19 protein-coding genes and 1 tRNA gene are annotated in these 23,246 nt (G+C 71.1%); 12 read left to right on the plus strand and 8 right to left on the minus strand.

The window, feature by feature from the left end; translation table 11 throughout:
* Positions 1–2: 2 nt before the first annotated feature.
* The 4 genes from wzt to FHS29_RS26990 all read right to left on the minus strand — a co-directional run bounded on the left by wzt (position 3) and on the right by FHS29_RS26990 (position 3,312).
* Positions 3–818, minus strand: coding sequence for a galactan export ABC transporter ATP-binding subunit Wzt/RfbE (wzt, locus tag FHS29_RS26975; protein ID WP_184695245.1), 816 nt, complete (start codon positions 816–818; stop codon positions 3–5).
* Positions 819–833: 15 nt separating this feature from the next.
* Complete coding sequence (wzm, locus tag FHS29_RS26980) at positions 834–1,745, minus strand: galactan export ABC transporter permease subunit Wzm/RfbD (RefSeq protein WP_184695246.1); 912 nt, start codon at positions 1,743–1,745, stop codon at positions 834–836.
* Positions 1,746–1,793: 48 nt separating this feature from the next.
* Entirely contained in the window at positions 1,794–2,669 is an 876-nt protein-coding gene (locus FHS29_RS26985; RefSeq protein WP_312865116.1) for a class I SAM-dependent methyltransferase, read from the minus strand.
* 112 nt (positions 2,670–2,781) lie between these two features.
* Positions 2,782–3,312 carry a bacterial proteasome activator family protein gene (locus FHS29_RS26990; RefSeq protein WP_184695247.1) on the minus strand — a complete coding sequence of 177 codons (531 nt, stop codon included), beginning with the start codon at positions 3,310–3,312 and terminating at the stop codon, positions 2,782–2,784.
* 693 nt (positions 3,313–4,005) lie between these two features.
* Between FHS29_RS26990 and FHS29_RS26995 the strand changes: the two genes are divergently transcribed.
* Positions 4,006–5,205: a cysteine desulfurase-like protein gene (locus FHS29_RS26995; RefSeq protein WP_184695249.1), complete on the plus strand. Its 1,200-nt coding sequence runs from the start codon at positions 4,006–4,008 to the stop codon at positions 5,203–5,205.
* 11 nt (positions 5,206–5,216) lie between these two features.
* Positions 5,217–5,858 (plus strand): class I SAM-dependent methyltransferase, encoded by a 642-nt coding sequence (locus FHS29_RS27000; protein ID WP_312865117.1) that lies wholly within the window; start codon positions 5,217–5,219, stop codon positions 5,856–5,858.
* 25 nt (positions 5,859–5,883) lie between these two features.
* On the opposite strand, the gene FHS29_RS27005 is transcribed toward FHS29_RS27000, so the two are convergent.
* On the minus strand, positions 5,884–6,855 hold the full coding sequence (locus FHS29_RS27005) for an NAD(P)H-quinone oxidoreductase (RefSeq protein ID WP_184695254.1): 972 nt from the start codon (positions 6,853–6,855) through the stop codon (positions 5,884–5,886).
* Between the two features lie 86 nt (positions 6,856–6,941).
* On the opposite strand from FHS29_RS27005, the gene FHS29_RS27010 reads away from it, so the two are divergent.
* Together FHS29_RS27010 and FHS29_RS27015 are read left to right on the plus strand one after the other, a co-directional pair.
* Complete coding sequence (locus FHS29_RS27010) at positions 6,942–7,589, plus strand: GNAT family N-acetyltransferase (RefSeq protein ID WP_184695255.1); 648 nt, start codon at positions 6,942–6,944, stop codon at positions 7,587–7,589.
* Between the two features lie 62 nt (positions 7,590–7,651).
* Positions 7,652–9,181 carry a M28 family metallopeptidase gene (locus tag FHS29_RS27015; RefSeq protein ID WP_184695256.1) on the plus strand — a complete coding sequence of 510 codons (1,530 nt, stop codon included), beginning with the start codon at positions 7,652–7,654 and terminating at the stop codon, positions 9,179–9,181.
* A 626-nt stretch (positions 9,182–9,807) separates the two neighbouring features.
* On the opposite strand, the gene ypfJ is transcribed toward FHS29_RS27015, so the two are convergent.
* Entirely contained in the window at positions 9,808–10,710 is a 903-nt protein-coding gene (gene ypfJ / locus FHS29_RS27020; RefSeq protein WP_184695258.1) for a KPN_02809 family neutral zinc metallopeptidase, read from the minus strand.
* Positions 10,711–11,367: 657 nt separating this feature from the next.
* Positions 11,368–13,086: a bifunctional metallophosphatase/5'-nucleotidase gene (locus FHS29_RS27025; protein WP_184695260.1), complete on the minus strand. Its 1,719-nt coding sequence runs from the start codon at positions 13,084–13,086 to the stop codon at positions 11,368–11,370.
* A gap of 150 nt (positions 13,087–13,236) precedes the next feature.
* On the opposite strand from FHS29_RS27025, the gene FHS29_RS27030 reads away from it, so the two are divergent.
* The 4 genes from FHS29_RS27030 (at position 13,237) to FHS29_RS27045 (ending at position 18,236) form a co-directional block, all read left to right on the plus strand.
* Positions 13,237–13,707 (plus strand): MarR family winged helix-turn-helix transcriptional regulator, encoded by a 471-nt coding sequence (locus FHS29_RS27030; RefSeq protein WP_312865118.1) that lies wholly within the window; start codon positions 13,237–13,239, stop codon positions 13,705–13,707.
* A gap of 20 nt (positions 13,708–13,727) precedes the next feature.
* Positions 13,728–13,812, plus strand: a tRNA-Ser gene (locus FHS29_RS27035).
* 352 nt (positions 13,813–14,164) lie between these two features.
* Positions 14,165–17,344 (plus strand): carboxypeptidase-like regulatory domain-containing protein, encoded by a 3,180-nt coding sequence (locus tag FHS29_RS27040; RefSeq protein ID WP_184695262.1) that lies wholly within the window; start codon positions 14,165–14,167, stop codon positions 17,342–17,344.
* A gap of 142 nt (positions 17,345–17,486) precedes the next feature.
* Positions 17,487–18,236 carry a sulfite exporter TauE/SafE family protein gene (locus FHS29_RS27045; protein ID WP_184695264.1) on the plus strand — a complete coding sequence of 250 codons (750 nt, stop codon included), beginning with the start codon at positions 17,487–17,489 and terminating at the stop codon, positions 18,234–18,236.
* A gap of 7 nt (positions 18,237–18,243) precedes the next feature.
* Here FHS29_RS27045 and hisC read toward each other — a convergent pair whose 3' ends face one another.
* Positions 18,244–19,311, minus strand: coding sequence for a histidinol-phosphate transaminase (gene hisC, locus FHS29_RS27050; RefSeq protein WP_184695266.1), 1,068 nt, complete (start codon positions 19,309–19,311; stop codon positions 18,244–18,246).
* Positions 19,312–19,429: 118 nt separating this feature from the next.
* Here hisC and FHS29_RS27055 point away from each other — a divergent pair, with 118 nt between their 5' ends.
* The 4 genes from FHS29_RS27055 (at position 19,430) to FHS29_RS27070 (ending at position 23,193) form a co-directional block, all read left to right on the plus strand.
* On the plus strand, positions 19,430–20,113 hold the full coding sequence (locus tag FHS29_RS27055; protein ID WP_184695268.1) for a dienelactone hydrolase family protein: 684 nt from the start codon (positions 19,430–19,432) through the stop codon (positions 20,111–20,113).
* Between the two features lie 145 nt (positions 20,114–20,258).
* Entirely contained in the window at positions 20,259–21,026 is a 768-nt protein-coding gene (locus tag FHS29_RS27060; RefSeq protein ID WP_184695270.1) for a hypothetical protein, read from the plus strand.
* A complete protein-coding gene (locus FHS29_RS27065) occupies positions 21,023–22,432 on the plus strand; it encodes a hypothetical protein (protein WP_184695272.1) in 1,410 nt (469 codons plus the stop codon). The genes FHS29_RS27060 and FHS29_RS27065 overlap by 4 nt, the downstream gene beginning before the upstream one ends.
* Entirely contained in the window at positions 22,429–23,193 is a 765-nt protein-coding gene (locus tag FHS29_RS27070) for an ESX secretion-associated protein EspG (protein ID WP_184695274.1), read from the plus strand. The genes FHS29_RS27065 and FHS29_RS27070 overlap by 4 nt, the downstream gene beginning before the upstream one ends.
* The last annotated feature ends 53 nt before the right edge of the window (positions 23,194–23,246 follow it).

Below are 23,246 nucleotides of genomic sequence, written 5' to 3' on the forward strand. Positions count from 1 at the left end.
GCTTACTCGCCACCGTTCCCGCTGAGCACCGGCGACTGGCCGATCCGGGCCAGCGTGTCCGGGCTGAGGTGCTCGTAGGGGTCGCGGCCCTTGTAGGCCGTCACCACCTCGCGCAGCGAGCCGTGCATCTTGACCTGGCCCTCGTCCATCCAGATGGCCGTGTTGCACAGCTCGACCAGCATGTCGTCGGAGTGGTTGGCGAACACCAGGATGCCCGACCGCGCCACCAGGTCGTTGAGCCGGTCGCGGGCCTTCTCCAGGAACGCCGCGTCGACCGCGCCGATGCCTTCGTCCAGCAGCAGGATCTCCGGGTCGATCGAGGTCACCACGCCCAGCGCGAGCCGCACCCGCATACCGGTGGAGTAGGTGCGCAGCGGCATCGACAGGTAGTCGCCCAGTTCGGTGAACTCGGCGATGTCGTCGACCCGCTTCTCCATCTCCTTGCGGCTCATGCCGAGGAACAGGCCCCGGATCATGATGTTCTCGAAGCCGGAGATCTCCGGGTCCATGCCGACGCCGAGGTCGAAGATCGGCGCCACCTTGCCCTGGATGCGGGAGCTGCCCCGGGTCGGCTCGTAGATGCCGGCGAGCAGTCTGAGCAGCGTGGACTTGCCCGCGCCGTTGTGCCCGACCAGGCCCACCCGGTCGCCGTGCCGCAGCGAGATGTTGATGTCGTGCAGCGCTTCGATGATCGGCACCCGGCCTTCCGAGCCGATCTTGCCGCCGACCTTGCCCAGGGCGAGCTTCTTCAGCGACCTCGACTTGGCGTCGAAGATCGGGAAGTCGACCGAGGCGTTCCAGACGTCGATGCTGACCATTGGTTGCGGCCTCACTCAGACCCAGTAGGAGACGCGGGCACGGTAGTTGCGCAGCGCCAGGAGCGCCAGCGACCACCCGACGACGGTGAACGCCCCCACGACCACCCAGTGGTGCCAGTCCTGCTGCTGGCCGAGCAGGGGGGCGCGCACGATCTCCAGGAAGTGGAAGATGGGGTTGAACTCGGCGATCAGGATCTTCCAGCTCGCTTCACCGTCGGTGAACTTGTTGAGCACACCCACGTGCCACACGATCGGCGTCATGAAGAACACCAGCTGGATGAAGCTGTGGATGACCGGCGGGATGTCCCGGAAGCGGGTGCTGATGATGCCGAACAGCAGCGCCACCCACACGGCGTTCACCACGAGCAGCACGAACGCGGGGAGGGCGAGCACCACCGTCCACGTGATGCCGGGGTGCGTGACCGTGTCGCCCTCCATCTTGTAGGGCTCGGTCAGCGCCGGGAAGAACACGATCAGCACGACCACGTAGACCGCGAGGTTGTGGGCGAAGAACAGCACCTGCCGCCACACCATGCGCAGCACGTGCACGGTCACCGGCGCGGGGAGGTGCTTGATCAGCCCCTCGTTCGCGATGAACACCTCGGTGCCCTCGGTCACCACGCCCAGGATGAGGTTCCAGACGATGAACCCGACGGTGACGTACGGGAGGAACGTGCTCAGCTCCTGGCCGAGCAGCTGCGAGTACAGCAGACCGAGGGCCAGCGCTGTGGTACCCATGGAGATGGTGATCCACAGCGGACCGATCACCGAACGGCGGTAGCGCTGCTTGATGTCCTGCCAGCCGAGGTGGCCCCAGAGCTCGCGTTGCCGCCACGCGTCGCGGACGTCGCCGAACGCGCGCGCGAATGTGCGCGAGTCGGGTGCCAGGGGAGCGGCTGGTCGGTCGACCGTACTCGTGTGTTGCACGAGTATTGAGACTACCGGCGACAGGTAGGTCCACCTGCCGCCGGGCTGTCACGGTGCGATTACCTCGGCAGAAGGGCCCTCGGGCACTCCGGTGACCTTCACGATCACCTGTTCGTGGTCGTAGGTGTATCCCTCGTAGCGGAACTCGGTTCCGGTCCGCTCCACGTACTCCGTCCAGGCGCGGTGCTCGTGCTCGCGCCAGCCGGGGAAGTTGAAGTACTCGTCGAACACGATGACGCTGCCCGGCACCAGCCGGGGCCCGACCAGGTCCAGCACCGTCCTGGTGGACGAGTACAGGTCGCAGTCCACGTGCAGGAACGTCACCGGGCCGGGGTGCTCGTCCAGGAAGCCGGGCAGCGACTCGTCGAACCAGCCGACCACCAGCTCCGCGCCCGGCACGTCCGGCAGGCTGTCGACGCCGAACATGCCGGCCGGGAACCCGCTGCGCCAGTGCTCCGGCAGGCCCTCGAACGAGTCGAAGCCGTAGACGTCCCGGCTCTCCCGGGCCGCCGCGATGATCTTCAGCGTGGTCCCGGCGTAGACCCCGAACTCCAGCGCCAGCCCGTCCCGCTCGACCAGGGTGAGCGCGTGTTCGAGGGTGGCGTGGGGGTGGTCGAAGTGCGGCGCGGAGGTCATCGCGTCGCGGACGAACCGCGCGCTGTCCGTCGCCGCGTCCCGTTCCCCGGCGAACACGATGTCCCGCCGGGCCCGGATCTCGAACCTCCGGAGGTCCTCGGCCACCCGTTCGGACCGGTGGCGCAGTTCCTCCCGCAGCTCGGCGAGCTCACCCCGGAGCTGGTCCAGCTGCGCGGTGTGAGCCTGGTGTAAGGGCGCGACGACTTCCTCGATCGCCCGCATCACCTTGCCGCGCAGCCTGCCGCGGGTCTCCTGGAGCAATCGGCTGTGGCGCACTCGGTCGAGCACGTGGGCTCTCCTCTCCACCTTCACCGCTGAAGACGCGGACAACACGGTCGGGCAACGGCCGTCCGCTGTCCAGAGGCCGTTATCCGATCGCCGCGTTTTCTGCAGGTGTTCTCTAGAGGTACTGCCCGCCGCGCAGCGGGGGGTGGTCGGTGGACTCACCCGAGGAACCGGCGGGCAGCGCCCGGCCGCGCATCTGCTCCAGCTGGACGCGGGCGGCCATCTGCTGGGCGAACAGGGCGGTCTGGATGCCGTGGAACAGGCCCTCCAGCCAGCCGACCAGCTGGGCCTGCGCGATGCGCAGCTCCGCGTCCGACGGCGTGCCCTCCTCGGTGAAGGGCAGCGAGAGCCGCTCCAGCTCGTCCCGGAGCTCGGGGGCGAGCCCGTCCTCCAGCTCGTCGATGGACCGCTTGTGGATCTCCTTGAGCCGGTTCCGGCTCGCCTCGTCCAGTGGAGCGGCCCGGACCTCCTCCAACAACTGCTTGATCATCGTGCCGATGCGCATCACCTTGGCCGGCTGCTCGACCAGGTCGGTGACGTCCGGCCCGTTCGCCTCGTCACCGGCGGGTACGCGGGCGGCGCCCACCGGCGTCCCGTCCGGCCCGACCACGACAACGTGTCGCTTGTTCTCCGCTGCCTCGCTCATACGTCCATCCTGACGCGATGGAGCAGCCGCCCGCTCACCGGGTGGCCGCTGTGCTGCCCCGACCGCACTGACCTGGAACCGGACTTGAGCCGAATGGTCCATCCGGCTGATGTCGGGCCCGGTCAGCGCCGCTTCCTGTCGTACCCACCTGGAAGGATTGAAACCGGGGGCTGCTCAGCGCGGGGCGCGTGATTGCTCGGCGCGGGACACCGGGAACGCCCGAATCGCACCCGATCGCCTCGAACCGCGCAAGCTTCGTCGATTTCGCGAGCGGCACCTGTCTCGCGGGGGCGCTGCCGACCTCGCGAGCACCGCCCACTCCCGAGCACCGCCTACTCCCGAGCACCGCCCACTCCCGAGCATCGTCCGAGCCGAGCGCTGCCCAAGTCGAGCACTGCCGACTCCCGAGCGCTGCTCAAGCCCGAGCGCCGGCCAAGCCGAGCATCGTCCAAACTCGAGCGCTGCCCAAGCCCGAGCACCGTCCGAGCCGAGCGCTGCCCAAGTCGAGCACTGACCATGCCCCACACTGCCGACCTCCGGAGCACCGCTGAAGCGCGCGAGCGGCACCCGAACGGCGTAGGCGGGGCGAACTGCGCAAATGCCACTCCGGGCCCCGTGCGCCTGGTCACGCTTCGGTCGCTACCCCTGGCCCCTGCTGTCGCACGCCCCGGCGTCCTCCGTACGGTGTGCGGCATGGCGTTCGACGTCGCCCGGGTCCGTGGGCTGTTCCCCGCGCTCGGCGACGGCTGGGTTCATCTGGACGCGCCGGCGGGGATGCAGGTCCCCGAACAGGTGGCCACGGCCGTCTCCACCGCGCTGCGCGCACCGGTCTCCGGACCAGGTGGCATCTTCCCGGCCTCGCAACGTGCCGAGGCCATCGTCGACGCGGCCCGGCGTGCGGTCGCGGACCTCCTCGGGGCCGACCCGGCGGGGGTCGTGCTGGGCCCGAGTTCGGCGGTCCTGCTGCAACGGCTGGCCGACGCGATGTCCGAGGGCTGGTTCCTCGGTGACGAGGTCGTGGTGTCCCGGCTGGACCACCCGTCGAACATCGCGCCCTGGCAACGCGCCGCCCAGCGCACCGGCAGCGTGGTTCGGTGGGCCGAAGTCGACATCGAGACGTGCGAACTGCCCGCCTGGCAGTACGACGAGCTGGTGACGGACCGGTGCAAGCTGGTCGCGGTCACCGCCGCGTCCGGCTCGGTGGGCTCCCGCCCGGACCTCGCCAAGATCGCCCGGGCCGCCCGCCGCACGGGCGCCCTGGTCGTCGTGGACGCCTCCTCCGCCGCCCCGTTCGTGCCGCTGGACATCGCCTCGATGGACGCCGACGTGGTCGCTGTCTCGGCGAACGCGTGGGGCGGACCCCCGGTGGGCGCGCTGGTGTTCCGCGACCCGTCCCGCCTGGACCTGCTGCCGTCGGTCGCCGTCGAGCCCGGCGCGCGCGGCCCGGAACGCCTCGAACTCGGCCCTCACGCCTACCCGCTGCTGGCCGGCCTGGTCGCGTCCGTGGAGTACCTGGCGGGCCTGGACGACGCCTCCGCGGGCCCGCGCCGCGAGCGCCTGCTGACGTCCTTGGGGTCGGTGAAGGCGTACCAGGCGGGACTTCTGGCTAATCTGATCAACGAACTGCGATCGCTCCGTCACGTCATGGTGATCGGTGACGCCATGCGGCGGGTTCCCGCGCTGGCGTTCACGGTGGCCGGCGTGAAGGCGACCGACGGTGTCGAGCACCTGTCCGAACGGGGCGTGTGCGCGTTCGCCGACTCGGGCCAGCACGGCGTGTTCTCGGTGCTGGGGGTGGGCGAGGTCGGCGGAGCGATCCGGGTGGGCCTGGCGCACTACACGAACGCGGTCGAAGTGGACGAACTCGTGCGGGCGGTCGCCGAGCTGGGGTAGCCGGAGGTGTGGTGGACGACGCTCTGTCCCGTGAACTGGCCGACCTCGCCGCACTGCACCGCCTCAGCCCGTTGAGGACCGAGTACCTGCCCACCACGGCGCACGAACTGCGCCCGGCGGCGCTGGCGGCCGTGGTGGACGAGGTGCTGCTCGGCTCGCGCACGGTCATCGTGGAGTGCGGCTGCGGCGCGTCGTCGGTGATGCTGGCGCGGTTGCTGGCCAAGCGGGGTTTCGGCCACCTGCTGTCCGTCGAGCACGACGAGCGCACCGCCGCCTTCGTCGCCAGCCAACTCCGCCGCGAAGGCCTCGGGCACGTGGCCCGCGTCGTCCACGCGCCCCTGTCACCGCACCCGGCGGCACTGGGCAGCGCCCGGTGGTACCACCCGCAACTCGTGCACGACGAGGTGTCCGTGTACGTCGAGCGGTACGGGCTGGTGGACCTGCTGCTGGTCGACGGGCCGTTGTCGGGCGACGCCCGCTATCCGGCATTGCCGGTGTTCCGCGGGGTGCTGGCCCCCGGCGCGGCGGTGCTGGTGGACGACTCGGAACGACCCGGCGAGCAGACCGTGCTGGTGCGTTGGGCCGAGGAGTTCGCCTTGCGCTTCCGCACCACACCCCGGACGTGCCTGGCCACCGGGACCGCACTGGACTGAACCCGGGCCCGGCGCCGGGACTCCCTCAGAACTCCAGCACGAGCTTGCCGAACACGTCCTTGCCGTCCTCCAGGGCGCGGTGCGCGTCGGCGGCGCGCTGGACGGGCAGCACCTCGTGCACGATCGGCTTGACCCGGCCGGACGCGACGAGCGGCCACAGGCGGTCGCGGACGTCCCGCACGATGCGCGCCTTGCCGTGCGGGCCGTCGACGGGGCGCGACCGCAGACCGGTGCCGCTGACGCTGCCGCGCTTGGACAGCAGCTTGCCGATGTTCAGCTCGCCCTTCACGCCGCCCTGCATGCCGATGATCACCAGGCGGCCGTCGCGGGCGAGGACGTCCACGTTGCGGTCCAGGTAGGCGGCGCCCATGTTGTCCAGCACGACGTCCGCCTCGCCCACCTCGGCGACGAAGTCCTGCGTCCGGTAGTTCACGGCGATGTCGGCACCGAGTTCGCGGCAGCGCGCGAGGCGTTCGTCGGAGCCCGCCGTGACGGCCACGCGCGCCCCCAGGGCCTTGGCGACCTGGATGGCGTGCGTGCCGATGCCGCCGGCGCCGCCGTGCACCAGGAACGTCTCGCCTTCGCCGAGGTGCGCCAGCATGACGACGTTGGACCAGACCGTGCACGCCACTTCGGGCAGCGACGCGGCGGTCACCAGGTCCACGCCGTCCGGGACGGGCAGGAGCTGGGCGGCCGGGACGACGACCTGCTCGCCGTAGCCGCCGCCGGCCAGGAGGGCGCACACCTCGTCGCCGACCTGCCAACCGGTGACGTCGGGGCCCAGCTCGGCGATGGTGCCCGAGCACTCCAGGCCGATGACGTCCGACGCGCCGGGCGGCGGCGGGTAGTGGCCTTGGCGCTGCAACAGGTCCGCGCGGTTGACGGCGGTGGCTGCGACGGTCAGCAGCACCTCGCCCGGACCTGGTCGGGGGTCCGGGACCTCGGTCCACTGGAGGACGTCCGGGCCGCCTGGTTCACGAGTCGTGATCGCGTGCATGGGTCGACGGTATTGGATCGATGCGCTTCCGTCGCGGCGGGTAATCCGGTCGCTCGCGGGCGGGAGCGGAGGCACCATCAACGGGCATGGACGCCTGGCCCTACTGGCAACTCGTGCTCCGCACACCCCGGCTGGAACTGCGCCCGGACGACGACTCCGGACTGCTGGAACTCGCGGAGGAGACGTTGCGGGGAATCCACCCGCCGGAGCGGATGCCGTTCGGCGTCGACTGGACCGACGCGCCCCGGGACCGGCTGGCCGTCAACACGTTGCAGCACTACTGGTCGGTGCGCGCGACCCAGTCACCGGAGCGGTGGACGCTCAACTTCCTGGTGCGCCTGGACGGTCGGGTGATCGGCGTCCAGACCCTGTCCGCGGACTCGTTCGCGGTGACGGGAGAGGTCGGCACCGGGTCGTGGATCGGCCTGCGGCACCAGGGCAGGGGGCTGGGCACGGAGATGCGCGCGGCCGTGCTCGTGTTCGCGTTCGACCACCTCGGGGCGCGGACCGCGCGGTCGAGCGCGTTCGTGGACAACCCGGCGTCGCTGGGCGTCAGCCGGAAGCTCGGCTACCGGCCGGACGGCACGTTCACGCAGCTCCGGCGAGGCGAGGCGGCGACCCAGACCCGGCTGCTGCTGACCCGCGACGGGTTCGTCCGGCCGGACTGGCAACTGGGGGTGAGCGGCGTCACTGCCTGCCTGGGGATGCTCACAGGGCGAGAACCCGCCGAGTGACGGATTGATTTCCCCACGTCGAAGGGTGAGGGTTCGGCATCTGAGTGAAGGGGAACTCGATCATGTCAGGTAGAACCGGGATCCGACGCGCGACGATCCTCGCGGCGTCCGTGTCCCTAGCCCTCGCCGCGGCGCCGGTCGCCGAAGCCGGGCCCGCGTCGGGTCTGAACGGACCCGCGCTGGCCAAGAAGCTCACCAAGAACGTCACGCTGGAAGGGGTCAACCGCCACCTGATCGCGTTCCAGCGCATCGCCGACCGCAACGGCGGCAACCGCGCGGCCGGCACCACCGGCTACGACGCCAGCGTCGAGTACGTCGCGGGCAAGCTGCGCGGCGCGGGCTTCGACGTCACCACGCCGGAGTTCACCTACCAGGTGCAGGTCACCGACGCGGCGGTGGCGAAGGTGGGTGCGACGACGTACGAGAACATCCCGCTGGCGTTCTCCCCGCAGACCCCGGTCGGCGGCATCACCGGAACCCTGCGCGCGGTGCCGCAGGACGAGACGCCGGGCTGCGAGGCGTCCGACTTCGCGGGCCAGTCGTTCACCGGGGCGATCGCCCTGATCCGGCGCGGCGGCTGCACGTTCGACATCAAGCACCGGAACGCGGCGGCGGCGGGCGCGATCGCCGTGGTCGTGGCGAACAACGTGCCGGGCAAGCTGTCCGGCGTGACCCTCGGCGCCGCGGGCCTCATCCCGACCGGTGGCGTGTCGCAGGCGGACGGCACGGCGCTGTTCGGCCTGGCCGGTCAGCAGGTGACCGTGGACCTCCGGTTCCACCAGGAAGACCGCGTCTCGCGCAACGTCATCGCCCAGACCAGGACCGGGCGCAAGGACAACGTGGTGTTCGGCGGGGCGCACCTGGACAGCGTTCCGGCGGGTGCGGGCATCAACGACAACGGCACTGGTTCGGCGGGCCTGCTGGAGGCGGCGCTGCAGCTGGGCGGATCGCCGAAGGTCAACAACGCGGTCCGGTTCGGCTGGTGGGGCGCGGAGGAGCTGAACCTGCTCGGGTCCACGGCGTACGTGCGGTCGTTGACGTTCGAGCAGCAGCTGGACATCGCGCTGTACCTGAACTTCGACATGATCGGGTCGCCGAACGCCGGGTACTTCGTGTACGACGGCGACAACTCGGACGGCGAAGGGGCCGGGGCCGGGCCTTACGGTTCGGCGCAGATCGAGAAGTCCTTTGTGGACTACCTGACGGTGGAGAAGCGGATCCCGGTCGAGGGCACGGACTTCACCGGGCGGTCGGACTACGGCGAGTTCATCCGCCAGGGCATCCCGGCGGGCGGGCTGTTCACCGGTGCGGAGGTGCTGAAGACGCCGGCGCAGGTGGCGAAGTGGGGCGGTACGGCGGGAGTCGCGTACGACCCGAACTACCACGGGGTGGGCGACAACCTGGGCAACGTGGACCGCAAGGCGTTGGACCGGAACTCGGATGCCCTGGCTTGGGTCACGGCTTCTTACGCGGTTTCGACGGAGGACGTGAACGGGGTTCCGGCACGGGCTTCGCGCGCGGCTGTGCGCGCGGAGGCGGCGCGGACGTTGCAGGTCGAGGATCACGGCCACTCGCATGACGTTGTGGAGTAGTGGGCGTGGAGTAGTGGAGTGGTTGGTGCGTTGTAGTTGGTGAGGCGCTGGGGAGGGGTCGGCCTTTGGTCGGCCCCTCCTTTTGTGTGCCTGTGCCTGCGTACCAGTCGCCTTCCGTCGCCTGCCCGCTCGCTGCCCGCCGGCGTCAGTCGCCTGTTCGTCTGGCCGCCTGAGGGTGGTTCTCAGCTTTGGCTCGCGGGATTGTCGGTGCCCCGTGGGATAATTGATGTGGGGGCCGGAGGCCATAGGGCGCATACGAATCTTGAACCGAGCCCCAGGCCGAGCGCTGTCGCATCCGCGCTTGGTGGAGAGCCGAAGAGCGGACGCTCGCCGCTTGGCAGGCCTCCGGTGGAGGAGGGGCAAGGGCGTCGTGTTCCCCCCGTATGGCCAGGTCGAAGACAACCACATGCGTCATGAAGTGGTGTCCTGCGCCCCGTGAGCGCTCCGCAGGCTCCGCGCTCCCGAGGCTCCGACCGGGCGACCGATCTCCCCTTGACACATGCGGTTCGCTGCGCGCAGGCCATACGGGGAGAACACGAGGCCGGAGGTTGTGCCGGCGCAGGCCTCGGGCGGTGGGTGTGGCCGGCGGTGAGCGTGGCCGGGGGGTGTGATTGTGGGGTCGGGGGTCAGCCGAGGTTGTCGGTGTCGAAGGTGTTGCAGCGGGCGGGGTCGCCGGTGTCGAAGCCGAGGGTGTACCACTTCTGGCGTTGGGCCGACGTGCCGTGGGTGAACTGGGTGGTGTCGATGCGACCGCCGCCGAGTTCCTTCTGGATGAAGTCGTCGCCGATCCGGGCTGCCGCGTCGAGTGCCGCCGCGATGTCGTCCTGCGTCACGCCGGTGATCAAGGGCTTGCCGGACGCGGTCGGGATGGTGGTGGCGTGGTTCGCCCAGGCGCCCGCGTAGCAGTCGGCCTGCAGCTCCAGGCGGACCGAGTCGGACTTGGGGCCGCTGCGGGAGCTGACCCGGTCCGAGGTGCCCAGCAGGTTCTGGATGTGGTGGCCGTACTCGTGGGCCAGCACGTAGGCCTCGACGAAGGGGCCGCCGGTCGCGCCGAACTTCTGCTGCAGTTCCTGGAAGAACACCAGGTCGATGTACACCTGCGCGTCCGCCGGGCAGTAGAACGGGCCTACCGCCGACGTCGCGTTGCCGCAGCGGGTCTGCACGCCGCCGGAGAAGAAGTTGGTCTGAGCCGGTTGGTAGGTCCGCCCGGAGCGGGAGAACTGGTCGGTCCAGTAGGACTGAATCGAGTTGATGAAGGCGACGGCCCGGCAGTCCGCGTTGCGGTTGGCGTCGGCGCCCGTCTTGCACTTCTCCTTGATGGCCTCCGAGCCGACCTGCTGGTCGCGGCCGACGTCCTGGAAGCCGGCGCCGGTGGGTAGCTGCCCACCGCCGCCGAGTTGGGACAGCACGAAGTAGATGATCAGGCCGACGATGCCCAGGCCGCCACCACCCAGCGCGACGCGTCCACCGACGCCCCGTTGGTCGGAGACCTGCGACGTGTCGAGCTCGGCGTCCTCGTTGAACTGCACCGCGTGTCCTCCAACCAAGGGCCCCACAAAGGCGGCACAACGATAGCTGGCACGGGGTACCCGCGGTCGGCTTCCCGATACCGCGTCGCGGACGTTTTCCCGGTCGCGTGGGATCAGCCTGCGGAGAACGCGAAAACCCAGGTGCGGAACCCGACGTCAGGGTGCCGCACCTGGGGTTTTTCACCTTGTGGAAGTGACTGATCCGATTCGTCGCGAGGTTGGCGTGGACCACGGCCGGTGCCGCCGTGCGAGACGACACCTCAGATGTCCGGGGTCGAACAGCGTCAAGCGCGACAAGCGCGTCGATCACGCCGGAAGCACTGCGCGCTCGAGACCTCGGTGGAACCGCTCACGGTCGCGACCGGGACGCTCTGTTCCATCCCGCCCGCGGGGTTGCGGCCGAACGCGGATCATCACAGCGAGGACTTCTCTGCACCGCACCACCTACCCCTTCCGGGCGTGCCGACCGGGGGTTTCGGCTCGGGTCGCCCCGGCGGCAGGTCCTGACTCGAGGATGCGCTTGATCGGCCCGTTGTACAACCGTTCGCGGCGTCCCTGAACTGGTGAAATGCGAATAGCCCGGCTCGGGGGGACGGTGGTCGCGCGCTGTGAGCGAGCCTGTGCGGGCTGGCGCGGACCCGCTCACAGCGCGTGTCCTCACGGCACCGTCGTGATCCGGCCCAGTGCCGGCGGGGTGGTGTTCGGGTGCGCCGACAGGTAGGCGGTGAAGCCGTCCAGGTCGATGCCGCCACCGGTGATCTCCGTGCCGCCGGTGAACGCGCTGAACCCGTCACCGCCGCCCTGGAGGAACGAGTTGATCGTGACGCGGTAGCTCGCGGTCGGGTCCAGCGGCGCCCCGTTGAGGACGATGCCGGACACCTTCGAGCCGATCGGGGCGGACGCCGACCACGTGTAGGTCAGGCCCGCGCTCGGCTGGAGGATGATCTGCCGCGGCGTGCCGTTCACGACCTGCCACTGCTGCTCCAGCGCCGCCTTGATCTGCGTGCCGGTCAGCGTCACGGTCTGCAGGATGTTCCCGAACGGCTGCACGGTGAACGCCTCGCCGTAGGTCACCACCCCGTTGCCCTCGCCGGCCGGCGACGACGCGTAGGTCAGGTCGGTCCGCACGCCGCCGGGGTTCATCAGCGCGAGGACCGCGCCGTTGCCCGTGGTGGCGGCCAGCTGCGAGTCGGCGATCAGGTTGCCCAGCGCAGACTCGCCCGCGCCGTTCTGCGCGCGCAGGATGTCCGACGCGATGGAGCCCACCGGGCGGTTCGCGATCGGGCCCGACTTGGACTTCGCCAGGTCGATCACGGACTGGATGGCCGGGTCCGGCGTGACGTCCTTGGTCACCACGTGGTTCTTCGCGACCGTGGCGGAACGGACCACGTCGCGGGTCCGGCGGTCGATCTTCAGGTCGACGACGGACAGCTCGCGGCCGAACGCCAGGCCCTCGATGAACGGGCGAGGGTTGCCCGCCGGGTCGGTGACCGTGCAGTTGTAGTGCTGGTGGCTGTGACCGGAGAACACCGCGTCGATCTTCGGCGACACCTTCGAGGCGATCTGCTGACCGGGGCCACCCGGCACGGTGCGGCAGTCGTCGGGGCCGCCGCCGGTGGTGCCGTCGCCCTGGTGGACCAGCAGCACGATGGACTTCACGCCCAGCCAGTTCAGCAGGTCCGCGTACCGGTTGGCGGCGGCGATCTCGTCGCCGAACTCCAGCTCCTTGATGCCGTTCGGGTCGACCAGGATCGGCACGTCCTTCAGCGGCATGCCGATGAAGCCGATCGGGATGCCGTCGCGGAACTCCACCCAGAACGGCGGCAGCGCGGGCAGGCCGTTCTCGGCCAGCGTCACGTTGGCGCCCAGGATCGGGAACTTGGCGCCGTCGTAGGACTCGCGGAACTGACAGCCGTCCACCGGGTGGCACCCGCCGCGCTGCACGCGGAGGAGTTCCCGGTAGCCCTCGTCGAACTCGTGGTTGCCGGCGGCGGTGGTGTCCATGCCGACCCGGTTGAGGATCTCGACCGTCGGCTCGTCGTGGAACAGCGCGGACACGATGGGCGACGCGCCGATCAGGTCGCCCTGCCCGACGATGACGGAGTTGCGCACCTGGCCCTGGAGGTTCTTGATGTGCGTGGCGTTGTACGCCGCGCCGCCCGCTTCCACCTGGGAGCCGTCGGACAACGTGACCCGGCCGGACGACCCCGTCGGCGGCTCGATGTTGCCGTGCAGGTCGTTGATGCCGATCAACCGGACGTCGACCGTGCGCAGGGGCTTGTTGTCGGCCTGTGCCGGGGCCTGCGCGACGACGACGGCCAGCCCGGCCACGGCGCTGAGCACCAGCGCGGTCGTGGTCCGCCTGAACGAGGTCATAAGGGGGTTCCTCCCTCACTGCGCCCCGGTAGGAGGCGCACTACGGCGAGGGAGTTTGCCTCCCGGAGCTGACCGGCACCAGACAATCGCGTGGATCGTCCGTTAACGGAGATGTGCGGTCGTGGCGGCGCGCGGGCTTAGCCTTGTGGTGTGACTGAGCAGGAGCCCCGGTGGCTTGACGACGGCGAGATGCGTGCGTGGCGGAACTACGTGGTCGGGGCGTCCATGCTGGCGGACCGCCTGCACCGCGAACTGCAGGACCGGCACGGCCTCTCGTTGGCCGACTACGAGGTGCTCGTCCGGCTGTCCGAACAGCGCGGGCTGCGGATGCGCATGTCCCTGCTCGCCGACGAGGTCGCGTCCTCCAAGAGCCGCGTCTCCCACCAGGTGGCGCGGATGGAGCGCGAGGGCCTCCTGCGCCGCCGCGAGTGCCCCGAAGACGGCCGGGGTGTGTTCGCGGAGCTGACCGAGAAGGGCATGAGGACCTTGGAAGGCTCCGCCCCGACCCACGTCGACGGCGTCCGGGCCCACATGATCGACCTGCTGTCGCGCGATGAGCAGGAGGTGATGGCGAAGGTCTTCGACCGGGTCATCACGCACCTGCGCGGCCTGGACGGGTAACCTGCTGGACCGCGACACCGGGAAGCGTGGCAGAGCGGCCGAATGCACCCGCCTTGAAAGCGGGAGACGGGCAACCGTCCGGGGGTTCAAATCCCTCCGCTTCCGCAGGCCCGAGCCCCGATCACCATGCGCGGTGACCGGGGCTCTGCTGCGTCGTCTCAACCGCCGTCTCAGTTGCCCTCCGGACGGGTATCACCGTCTTTTGTCCTTGCAGCCCCGATCACAGGGACCTCTCTGTTGGCAGGGGCATGGGTTTGCGCAAACTGTGATCTGAAGGCCTGGTTTCCGGTGTGCGCGTTCAAGTAGTTTTTCCGCGAATGTGTTGACAGGCCCAGCGCGGCGGTGGCTCGGGGACGCCGGAACCCGCAGCGGGCGTGGACCTCAGCAGGGGGGCTTTGCCTTGTTCAGCAGTAGTGCTGTCGCGCGCCCGAAAACGGGCGTTCGGCTCGTCAGAGCGGTGACGGCGGGTGCGCTCGCGCTCGTCGTCACCCTCGGCGGCCACACCGCGTGGGCGCAGGACGGCGAACCGCCGCCGGCCACGGAAAGCGCGGTCCCCACCGAAACGCCCACCGGCACGCCGGAGCCGACGCCCACGGAAGCGCCGTCGGAAACCCCAGTGGAAATGCCGGTGGAAAACCCGACAAGTACTCCGACGGAAGCCCCGCCGGAAACACCGGTCGAAACCCCGTCCGCAACGCCGACCGAGACGCCGGCGACGACCCCCGAGCCCGTTGACCGGATCCCGGCTGACAAGCAGGCCGAGATCCTCCGGGAGGAGGTCGACGCGCAGGCGCCGCCGCGGGTCGCGGACCTGCGGGTGACGGCGTCGTTCGACCGCGACGTCTACCCGGTCGACAGCGACATCGCCATCCGCGTCACCGTGGCGAACGTCGGTCCGGTGCCCGCGACCGACGTCCGGCTCCGCGACATGACCAACCTCTCCCTGAAGTCCGGCCAGACGGACCTGCGCCGCGTGCCCGGTCCCGCGATCGGTCCCGGCGAGCACCGCACCTACGACCTGGTCGCCCGGCAGGACCACTTCGGCGGCCACGACCCGCACGAGGTGTACTTCGAGGTCACCGCCGTGCAGGGCGCACAGGACTGGCTCGACACCGACCCGACCCCCGACGACAACCGGGCCCGGATCACCGCCCGCGTCCCGCGCGAGTTCGGCTCGGTGAACGCGGTGGTCTTCGACGACGCCAACGGCAACGGCCGGTTGGACGACGGCGAAGGGCAGGGCGGTCTCTTCTTCAACGCCGACGGCGGATCGGTGTCCAAGCGGCTCAGCGGCGCGACCTCGCCGACCGGGGCCGTCGAGTTCGCCAAGGTGACGACCGGTCACTACCGGCTCAGCATCAGTTCGCCCGGCCCGGTGTCGAAGGTGCCCGCGCGGGGCACCAGCGAGTTCGACGTCGTGGCGGGGCAGACCACCACGGTGCTGGTGCCGCTGGTGGCGCCCGTGTCCGGGGTGCTGGTGCCGACCGTCGAGTTCCTGAACGACCCGTTCGTGAACGCCGGCGACCAGGTGCAGGTCAAGGTCACGCTCAAGAACACCGGGTCCGTGCCGCTCGACGGCGTGGTCGCGGTGTGCAACCGGAACAGCGGCGTGCCCGGTCTGTCGGGCACCGGCCCGGGGTGGGCGGCGTTGCACCCGGACGGCCCGGGCATCGCGCTGGCCGCCGGGGAGACCAGGTCGCTGGTCGTCACCGACGTCGTCCCGCAGGAGGCGTTCGACCACGGCAGCCTCTACGTGGGCTGCGACTTCGGCAACGACGGCCGCAACTCCGTCGGCTACCGGGGTTCCTCGGACTTCGCGGCCGTCGACGGCCGGTACGGCAGCGTCACGGGCACCCTCCTGTTCGACGACGGCACCGGTGAGCGTCCGCTGGCCGGCCGGCGCATCGTCGCGCTCGACCAGCGCACCGGCGTGTCGGCGGCCGAGGCGACCACCGACGACAACGGCGCGTGGCGGATCGACCGGGTGGTCGCGGGCCGCACGAAGTTCGTGGTGCCCGGCGAGTTCAAGCCGAGGGAAGGCGCCGAACTCGCGGCCGACGTCGTCGCGCGCCAGACCACGTCGGCGACGTTCCGGCTCGTGCCCGGCCCGCGGTGGGACGTGCCCGCGTACTCGCCGAAGATCGAGGTGACCGCGTCCTTCGACAAGGCCGCCTACGACGTCCGCGACGTGGTCACGGCCCGCTTCAAGATCGTCAACAACGGCACCGGCGGGCCGTACCCGGTGCGCTTCAGCGAGGACTACTCCGCCACCACCCTCCTCTACGAGAGGGGGCAGTGGGGCCCGCTGTCCGCGTCCTACCCGAACAACGGCGTTGAGCTGTGGCCCGGCCAGGTGCACGAGGTCACGGTCACCGGGACGATCCGCCCGTGGTCGACGACCGACACGGTCCGGCTGAAGGGTTCGTTCGGATTCCCCTACCCCGGTCAGCCCGACCCGTCCGGCTTCGACCTGTCGGCCAAGGTCCTCTTCCGGACCGGTGACGCCGATGTCCTCGTCTACGGCGACGCCAACGACAACGGCTCGTTCGACCAGGGCGAGGGCCTGCCGGGCATCGGGCTGTACTTCAACGGCGGCCTGCCGAGCCGGTCGTCCGAGGGCCGCACCGACGGCGCCGGCCGGTTCCGCCTGGTGGACGCCGCCGCCGGCGTCCACCAGGCGTCCGTGAGGACCGACGACACGGGTTGGGCCAGGCCGCTCGACTACTACGGCAAGTTCGTCGTCGAGGCGGAGCAGACCACGCCGGTGGAGCTGCGCCTGGTGCGCCCGCTGTCGAACACGCTGCACGCGACGGTGGAGTTCGACCGGGAGTCCTACGACAAGGACGAGCAGCTGGGCGTGCGGATCACGCTCGCCAACAACGGCCCCGAGCTGCTGGTGAAGATGTTCTGCGCCGGCGACTTGCCCGCACCGGACACCGGTCCGGAGTGGGGACCGTTCGCCCACGACGGCCCCGGCGTGGTGCTGAAGGCCGGTGAGACGCGCGAGTTCCACGTGGTCGACACGATCCCCGGCTACGCGGCCGACGAAGGCGTCGTGTCGCTGTCGTGCGGGTTCGGCCCCTCCAACGGCGACGGCCTGCCGTGGGCGCACGACCTGGCCAGGGTGACGGGCGTGACGACGACCGTCGACGGCCGGGTGCTGACCGGCGACAGGTACCCGTACGAGGGCGTGCCGGGCGTGAAGGTCGTGCTGCTGGACTACTTCACCGAGCGGCCCGCCGCGCAGGCGGTGGCCGACGGGTCGGGCGCGTTCACCTTCCCGGACCTGAAGACCGGCCGGTACAAGCCGGTCGTGGTGGGGCCGTGGCAGCTTGCCCCCCACAAGCAGAACCTGATCCGGGCGGTGCGGGGCTCGACCTACGCGCAGGACGTCCACGTGGTGCCCGGCCCGGAGGTGGCCGACCCGTGGACCGATCCGCCGGGCGACCCGGGCGCACCCGGTGACCCGAACGCACCCGGTGGCCCGGGACAGACCGCGGTCGCGGACGGCGCGAAGGCGAAGGGCGGCGAGTTGGCCGACACCGGTGCGAGCGTGATCAGCCTCGGCCTGCTGGGCGGGCTGGCGCTGGTGCTCGGGTTCGCCGTGGTGATGTCGAGCCGGCGCCACCAGGCGTGAGGTCTGCCCGGTAGGGCGTGGGACGGGGCGTGGTGCCGGCGAGCACCACGCCCCGCTCCGTGTCATCAGGCCCACACCGCGCGCTCGCGAACAGAGTGTTAGCGTCGCTAACCAACTGGCGGACCGAGGGATCGAGGTGGCCGTGACGACGTGGGAGGTGGTCTTCGTCGTCCTCGCCGGGGTGTTCGCGGGCGGCATCAACACCGTGGTGGGGTCCGGCACGCTGGTGACGTTCCCGGTGCTGCTGGCCGTGGGTTTCCCGCCGGTCACCGCGAACGTGTCGAACAGCCTCGGCCTGGTGCCGGGCTCGCTCAGCGGCGCCTGGGGCTACCGCCGCGAACTCGACGGCCAAGGCCCGCGGGTCAAGCGGCTGCTGCCGGCGTCGATCCTCGGCGGTGTGGTGGGCGCGGTCCTGTTGATCACGTTGCCCGAGGACGCGTTCGCCGCGATCGTGCCCGTGCTGATCTCGATCGCCCTGGTGCTGGTGATCGCCCAGCCCTGGCTCAACCGCAAGCTCGCCGAGCGTGAACGCCACGAGCACGGCGGCGTGGCGCTCTGGGTCGGCGTGTTCCTCGCGGGCATCTACGGCGGGTACTTCGGGGCCGCCCAGGGCGTGCTGGTCATGGGCCTGATGGGTGTCCTCATGAGCGAGCACATCCAGCGCATGAACGCCCTGAAGAACGTGCTCACCGCGTTCGTGAACCTGGTGGCGGGCGTGCTGTTCATCTTCATCGCCGACGTGGCCTGGGACGCGGTGCTCGCGCTCGCGGTCGGCTCCGTCATCGGCGGCCAGCTCGGGGCGAAGGTCGGCCGCCGGCTCCCACCCACCGCGCTGCGCGCGGTGATCGTGTTGGTGGGAGCCGTGGCCATCGTGCAGATCCTGACCCGCTGAGCCCCCGTCAGAGCCGGAACGAACGGGCCGCGGCCAGGAAGGCGTCGTTCTCCTCCGGCTCGCCGATGGTCACCCGCGCGCCGTCGCCGACGAACGCCCGGACGACCACCTTGTGCTCCAGGCAGTGCTCGTTGAACTCCGCCGTGCGCTCGCCCAGCGGCAGCCACACGAAGTTCGCCTGCGACACCGGCACCTCGTAGCCCGCGGCCTGGAGCTCACCGCGCACCCGGCCGCGTTCGGCGACGATCGCCCGGCAGCGGGTCATCAGCTCGTCCTCGGCGTCCAGCGACGCCAGGGCCGCCACCTGCGCCAGCGCGTTCACGCTGAACGGCACGTAGACCTTGCGCAACGTCTCGGCCAGCTCCGGCGAGCCCACCGCGTAGCCGACCCGCAGCCCGGCCAGGCCGTAGGCCTTGGAGAACGTCCGCAGCACCGCCACGTTGTCCCGGCCCGCCGCCCACTGCGCCTTGGCCAGCTCCACGCCGTCCGGCACGTCCGGGTCGTCGACGAACTCCTTGTAGGCCTCGTCGACGACGACCAGGGTCTCGGCGGGCACCCGCTCGATGAACCGCTCGATCTCGTCCCGGCGCAGTGCCGTTCCGGTCGGGTTGTTCGGGTTGCACACGAAGACCAGGCGCGTCTTCGGCGTGATCGCGGCCGCCATCGCGTCCAGGTCCAGGCCGTGGGCGGCGGTCAGCGGCACGCGCGTCTGGCCCGCGCCGACCACCGAGGTGATGATCGGGTAGGCCTCGAACGAGCGCCAGGCGAACACCACCTCGTCGGCCTCGGTGCAGGTCGCCTGCACCAGCTGCTGGCACAGCGTCACGGATCCACAGCCCACGGCCAGCTGCCCGGTCGGGACGCCAAGCTTGTCGCCCAGCCGCGCCACGAGGTCGGTGGCCGCGGTGTCGGGGTAGCGGTTCACGGCGGTGGCCGCGTCCGCGATCGCCCGCACCACGCTGGGCAGCGGTCCGGCGGACACCTCGTTGCTGGCCAGCTTGATCGCGCCCGGGATGTTCCTGCCGGGCACGTAACTGGGTAGCGCGGAGAGGTCTGCGCGGGTTCGCACGGTCATCCGAGGACTCCTTCCGGTTCTGAGCTGGACGTTAGCCGCTCAAGACCCGGATGGGGCATACCCGCCGTCTGGTTGCTCACGTTGACTGGTGTTCACCCCCACGTGGAAGGGTTGGCCCATGACACCTACCCGCACCGAGACGCTCTCGCTCACCGACGGCCGCACCCTGCGGCTGACCGTCGCGGAGCCGGAGAACGTCGTCCGCGGCGGTCTGGTCGTGCTGCACGAGGCGCGCGGCGTGACCGACACCGTCCGGGGTCTGGTGAGCGGGCTCGCCGCCGAGGGGTGGCTGGCCGTCGCACCGCACCTCTACCACGGGGCCGAGGACGAGCCGGAGGACGCGGCGGAACGGGTCAGCGAGCTGTCCGGCGAGTCCGTGCTGGCCGACACCGACGTGGCGTTCGTCTGGTTGGGGCAACGCGGCGTGAGCGCGGACCGACTCGGCGTGATGGGTTTCGACCTGGGCGGATCGGTCGCGATGGTGGTTGCGGGAAGCCGAAGCATCGGCGCGGCGGTCACCGTGGGTGGCGGCGGCATCCTGGAGCCGCTGTCCGACGGGCTCCCGTCGCTGGTGGAGGTGGCGGAGGAGCTGGCGTGCCCCTGGTTGGGGCTCTACGGCGACGACGACGAGAAGATCCCGTTCAGCGACGTGGAGAAGCTCCGCGACGCGGCGGCCGACGCCCCGGTGGCGACCGACGTGGTGCGGTTCGAGCACACCAGCCACCGGTTCGACACCAGGCCGGAGGCCAGTGCCGAGGCGTGGCAGCGGGCGTTGAACTGGTTCGACTCGCACCTGCGGTAGAACTCCGCCCGAGGGTCTTCACGGCGGCTTGGAACCGGACCGGCTTCCCGGTACATCTAAGGGGAGTGTCCGGAACGCCGATGCGAACGCTGCTGGGTAACGCGCGGCGCGGCTGCGGCGAAGACCGCAGTGCAGGGGGTAACTGATGAGCGACGGCAACACCGTTCCACTGACACAGCCCGCGCCGGTCGCACCGCAACCGGTGCCGGTTCCGGCTGTCGACAGCTCGACCACGCAGGTGATCACACCGGACGTGCTGGCGGGCCTGGTGCCGTCAGGAGCCCCGGTCGTGCCCGTTCCACCGGCCGTGGACGCGGTGACCGCCGGTGCCGTGAACCCTGGTGCCGCGCACCCCGGTGTCGCCGGTCCCGGAGTCGTCGATCCCGGTGTCGCCGGCCCCGGCGGGGCGGGCACCGGTGTGGTCGACGCGGCTCCGGCCGCGCCCGACCCGACGTCCACGCAGGTGGTCACGCCCGAGGCCGGGGTGGTGGCGGGGACGCCGAACTTCGCCAGCGTCGCGCAGGCCGACCTGCAGAAGGCGACCACCGCGCTGGGCGCGGTGGACAAGCAGAACGTCCAGCTCGACCTGGACAAGCAGGCCGTGCGGGACCTGGTGCGGATCATCTCGCAGGCCCGTGACCTGGTCGACAACGTGCGCGACCGGGCGGTCAACAACCTCGACGTGGAACTGCAGTTCGGCAACAACTGGGTCGGCGAGGCGATCGGCCGGCGGCTGCGCGAGGTGGCCGTGGGCAACGACGCGTCGGCGGTCAGCGTGATCGGCGACTTCATGCAGGTGCTGTTGGAGGTCGAGGAGACCATCCGCGAGGCGGCGCGCAACCTCGAAGAGGCCGACGACGACGCGGCGGACACCTTCAGCTCGGCTGGTGTGGGAGAGGTCAAGGGCCCGTGAGCGACAACAGGTACGGCGGCCAGGGGCAGGGCGGCCAAGGCCAGTACGGCGGTCAAGGCGGCCAGTACGGCAACCAGGGCGGCGGTCAGCACGGTGGCCAGGGTCATGGTGGCGGCCACGGCGGTGGTCAGGGCGGTGGTCAGGGCGGCCACGGCAGTGAGCCGCCGCCCAGCGACCTGGGGCAGAAGGTCGACTGGATGGCGTTCTCCCACCAGGCCCTCTACGACATGGTGCACACCGGCGTCGACCTGAAGGCCGCCGGCTCAGCGCAGGCCGACTGGGCCGCCGTGGGCAAGGCGCTCGGCGAGGTGCAGGAGCTGCTGGCCAAGGCGATCAAGCAGTCCCAGCAGGCGTGGGCGGGCGAGACCGCGGACCTGGCGCGGGAAGCGCTGGAGTCGGTGGAGAAGTGGGCGCTCAACACCAGCGACCACGCCGACAACGTGGCCAAGTGCATCGGCGACGAGATCCAGCACGTGCAGACCGCGCGCGAGATGATGCCCGCGCCGACCCCCGCGCCGCAGGTCGTCGAACCGGTCGGGGCGGGCGGTGGCGGTGCCGCTCCGGTGGTCACCCAGACGCAGCCCGAGGCCCGCGCGCCGCGCGTCGGGTCGCAGCGGCTGATGGCCGACGGCGTCTACGAGCCGGTGCCGGTGGACGGCCTGCGCGCGGCGCCGAACCCGACCCCGACGTCGCCGACCAGCCCGTTCACCGGCCTGGAATCGGTGTCCGCCCCGGTGGTCGACTCGGTGCTGACCGCCGACGCCACGCACCGGCAGGCGGCCGAGGTGATGGCGATGTTCCAGCAGAACTCCTACGCCGTCGACCGGACCGTGCCGTCGTTCAGCCCGCCGACCAACCCGGTCGCGCCGACGCCGCCGCCCGTCGTGGTGCTGCCCCGCGGCCCGGTCACGCCCCCGTCCACCGGTGGCGACGGCGGTCCGGTCGTGGTGAACAACAACCCGAACCAGCCCGTCGACCGCGGTGAGCGAGGCGAGCGTGAGCGAGGCGGTGGCACGAACCCGCAGCAGGGCCGCGGCGGTGCCGGCGGCGGAGGCGGCGGCTTCGCGGGCGGACGTGGCGGGAGGCCGGTGCCGATCGGCGCGTCCGGTGGCGGTGGTGGCGGCGGTGGTCCGGCTCCGCTGGGCAGCCCCGGCTCGATGAGCGGCGTCGAGCCCGGTGCCCGTTCCGCGGCCGGCGCCAACCCCGGCAGCGTGACCAGCACGTTCCAGTCGCCGAAGTCGGTGACGCCGCAGTCCGGCATGATCGGGGCCGCCCCGATGGCCGCCCCGCCGCCCGTGGGCGCCACCGGCGGCGCGAACGAGCGCAACCGGCCCGGGTACCTGGAGGACGACGAGAACGTGTTCGGCGTGGACCGCAAGGCTGCCCCACCGGTGATCGGCCTGTGACCGAGCGCGTCTTCCGGCTCAGCGCCGTGGAGTTCTTCCTGCTCTGGCAGGCGGTCCACCGCGACGCCCACCCGGTCCCGCTCGGCACCCGGCACTACGGACACACCCAGCAGGAGCGGGCGCGGCTGGTCGAGACCGCGTCCCGCGACCTGTTCGCCCGCGGCCTGGGCACCGTGCAGCGACCCGACGAGGAGCTGTACGGCGTCCTGCGCGGTCTGGCCGAGTTCGAGGTCGGGCTGGAGGTCGTGTTCACCCGCAACGGCGAGCAGGCCCGCGGCCTGGCCACCGCCGCGTGGCACGGCGCGTTCGCGGGCCGGGTCGGCGAACAGGTCCAGGTGACCGGCTTCCGCCCGACCGCGCTCGCCGGCCGGACCGTGTCGACCCTGCCGCCCGCGCCACCCGGCAACGGCCGTTCGGTGAACGTGCGGTGGGACGACTACCTGGCGGCGGGCGCGGCGGGCGTCGCCGACGGCTCCGAGGGCTTCCTCGACGTGCTGCGCGGGGTCGGCCTGCGGGAACCCGAGGCGAACACCCTGATGCGCGCCGTGACGACCCGCAGCGGCGGTGGCCAGGTGGGCGTCATCGCCCGCAACCGGGCCGGCTACCTGCACCCGACCGGCGCGGCGATCTCGTGGCTGGACACGGCCGACGGCCGGTACCTCGTGCGGCGCAACGGGTCGTGGCTGGTGGTCGCGCCGACCGACGCGCAGCGGCTCACGTCCGCCGTGGAGGAGATGCTGGCCGGAGCCGGCCGCAACTAGGCCCTCCGCGCGGCCGGTCGTGCCTTCGGCCCTGTGGTGGCCGCCGACGGCCG

It is taken from the genome of Saccharothrix tamanrassetensis (assembly GCF_014203665.1).
Taxonomy (GTDB): domain Bacteria; phylum Actinomycetota; class Actinomycetes; order Mycobacteriales; family Pseudonocardiaceae; genus Actinosynnema; species Actinosynnema tamanrassetense.

Bases quoted from the DNA above. Each gene is read 5' to 3' on its own strand.
- FHS29_RS27005 (WP_184695254.1), bottom strand. From the start codon at position 6,855: ATGCACGCGATCACGACTCGTGAACCAGGCGGCCCGGACGTCCTCCAG.
- FHS29_RS26995 (WP_184695249.1), top strand. From the start codon at position 4,006: ATGGCGTTCGACGTCGCCCGGGTCCGTGGGCTGTTCCCCGCGCTCGGC.
- FHS29_RS27015 (WP_184695256.1), top strand. From the start codon at position 7,652: ATGTCAGGTAGAACCGGGATCCGACGCGCGACGATCCTCGCGGCGTCC.
- FHS29_RS26990 (WP_184695247.1), bottom strand. From the start codon at position 3,312: ATGAGCGAGGCAGCGGAGAACAAGCGACACGTTGTCGTGGTCGGGCCG.
- wzt (WP_184695245.1), bottom strand. From the start codon at position 818: ATGGTCAGCATCGACGTCTGGAACGCCTCGGTCGACTTCCCGATCTTC.
- FHS29_RS27025 (WP_184695260.1), bottom strand. From the start codon at position 13,086: ATGACCTCGTTCAGGCGGACCACGACCGCGCTGGTGCTCAGCGCCGTG.
- FHS29_RS27060 (WP_184695270.1), top strand. From the start codon at position 20,259: ATGAGCGACGGCAACACCGTTCCACTGACACAGCCCGCGCCGGTCGCA.
- FHS29_RS27055 (WP_184695268.1), top strand. From the start codon at position 19,430: ATGACACCTACCCGCACCGAGACGCTCTCGCTCACCGACGGCCGCACC.
- hisC (WP_184695266.1), bottom strand. From the start codon at position 19,311: ATGACCGTGCGAACCCGCGCAGACCTCTCCGCGCTACCCAGTTACGTG.
- FHS29_RS27010 (WP_184695255.1), top strand. From the start codon at position 6,942: ATGGACGCCTGGCCCTACTGGCAACTCGTGCTCCGCACACCCCGGCTG.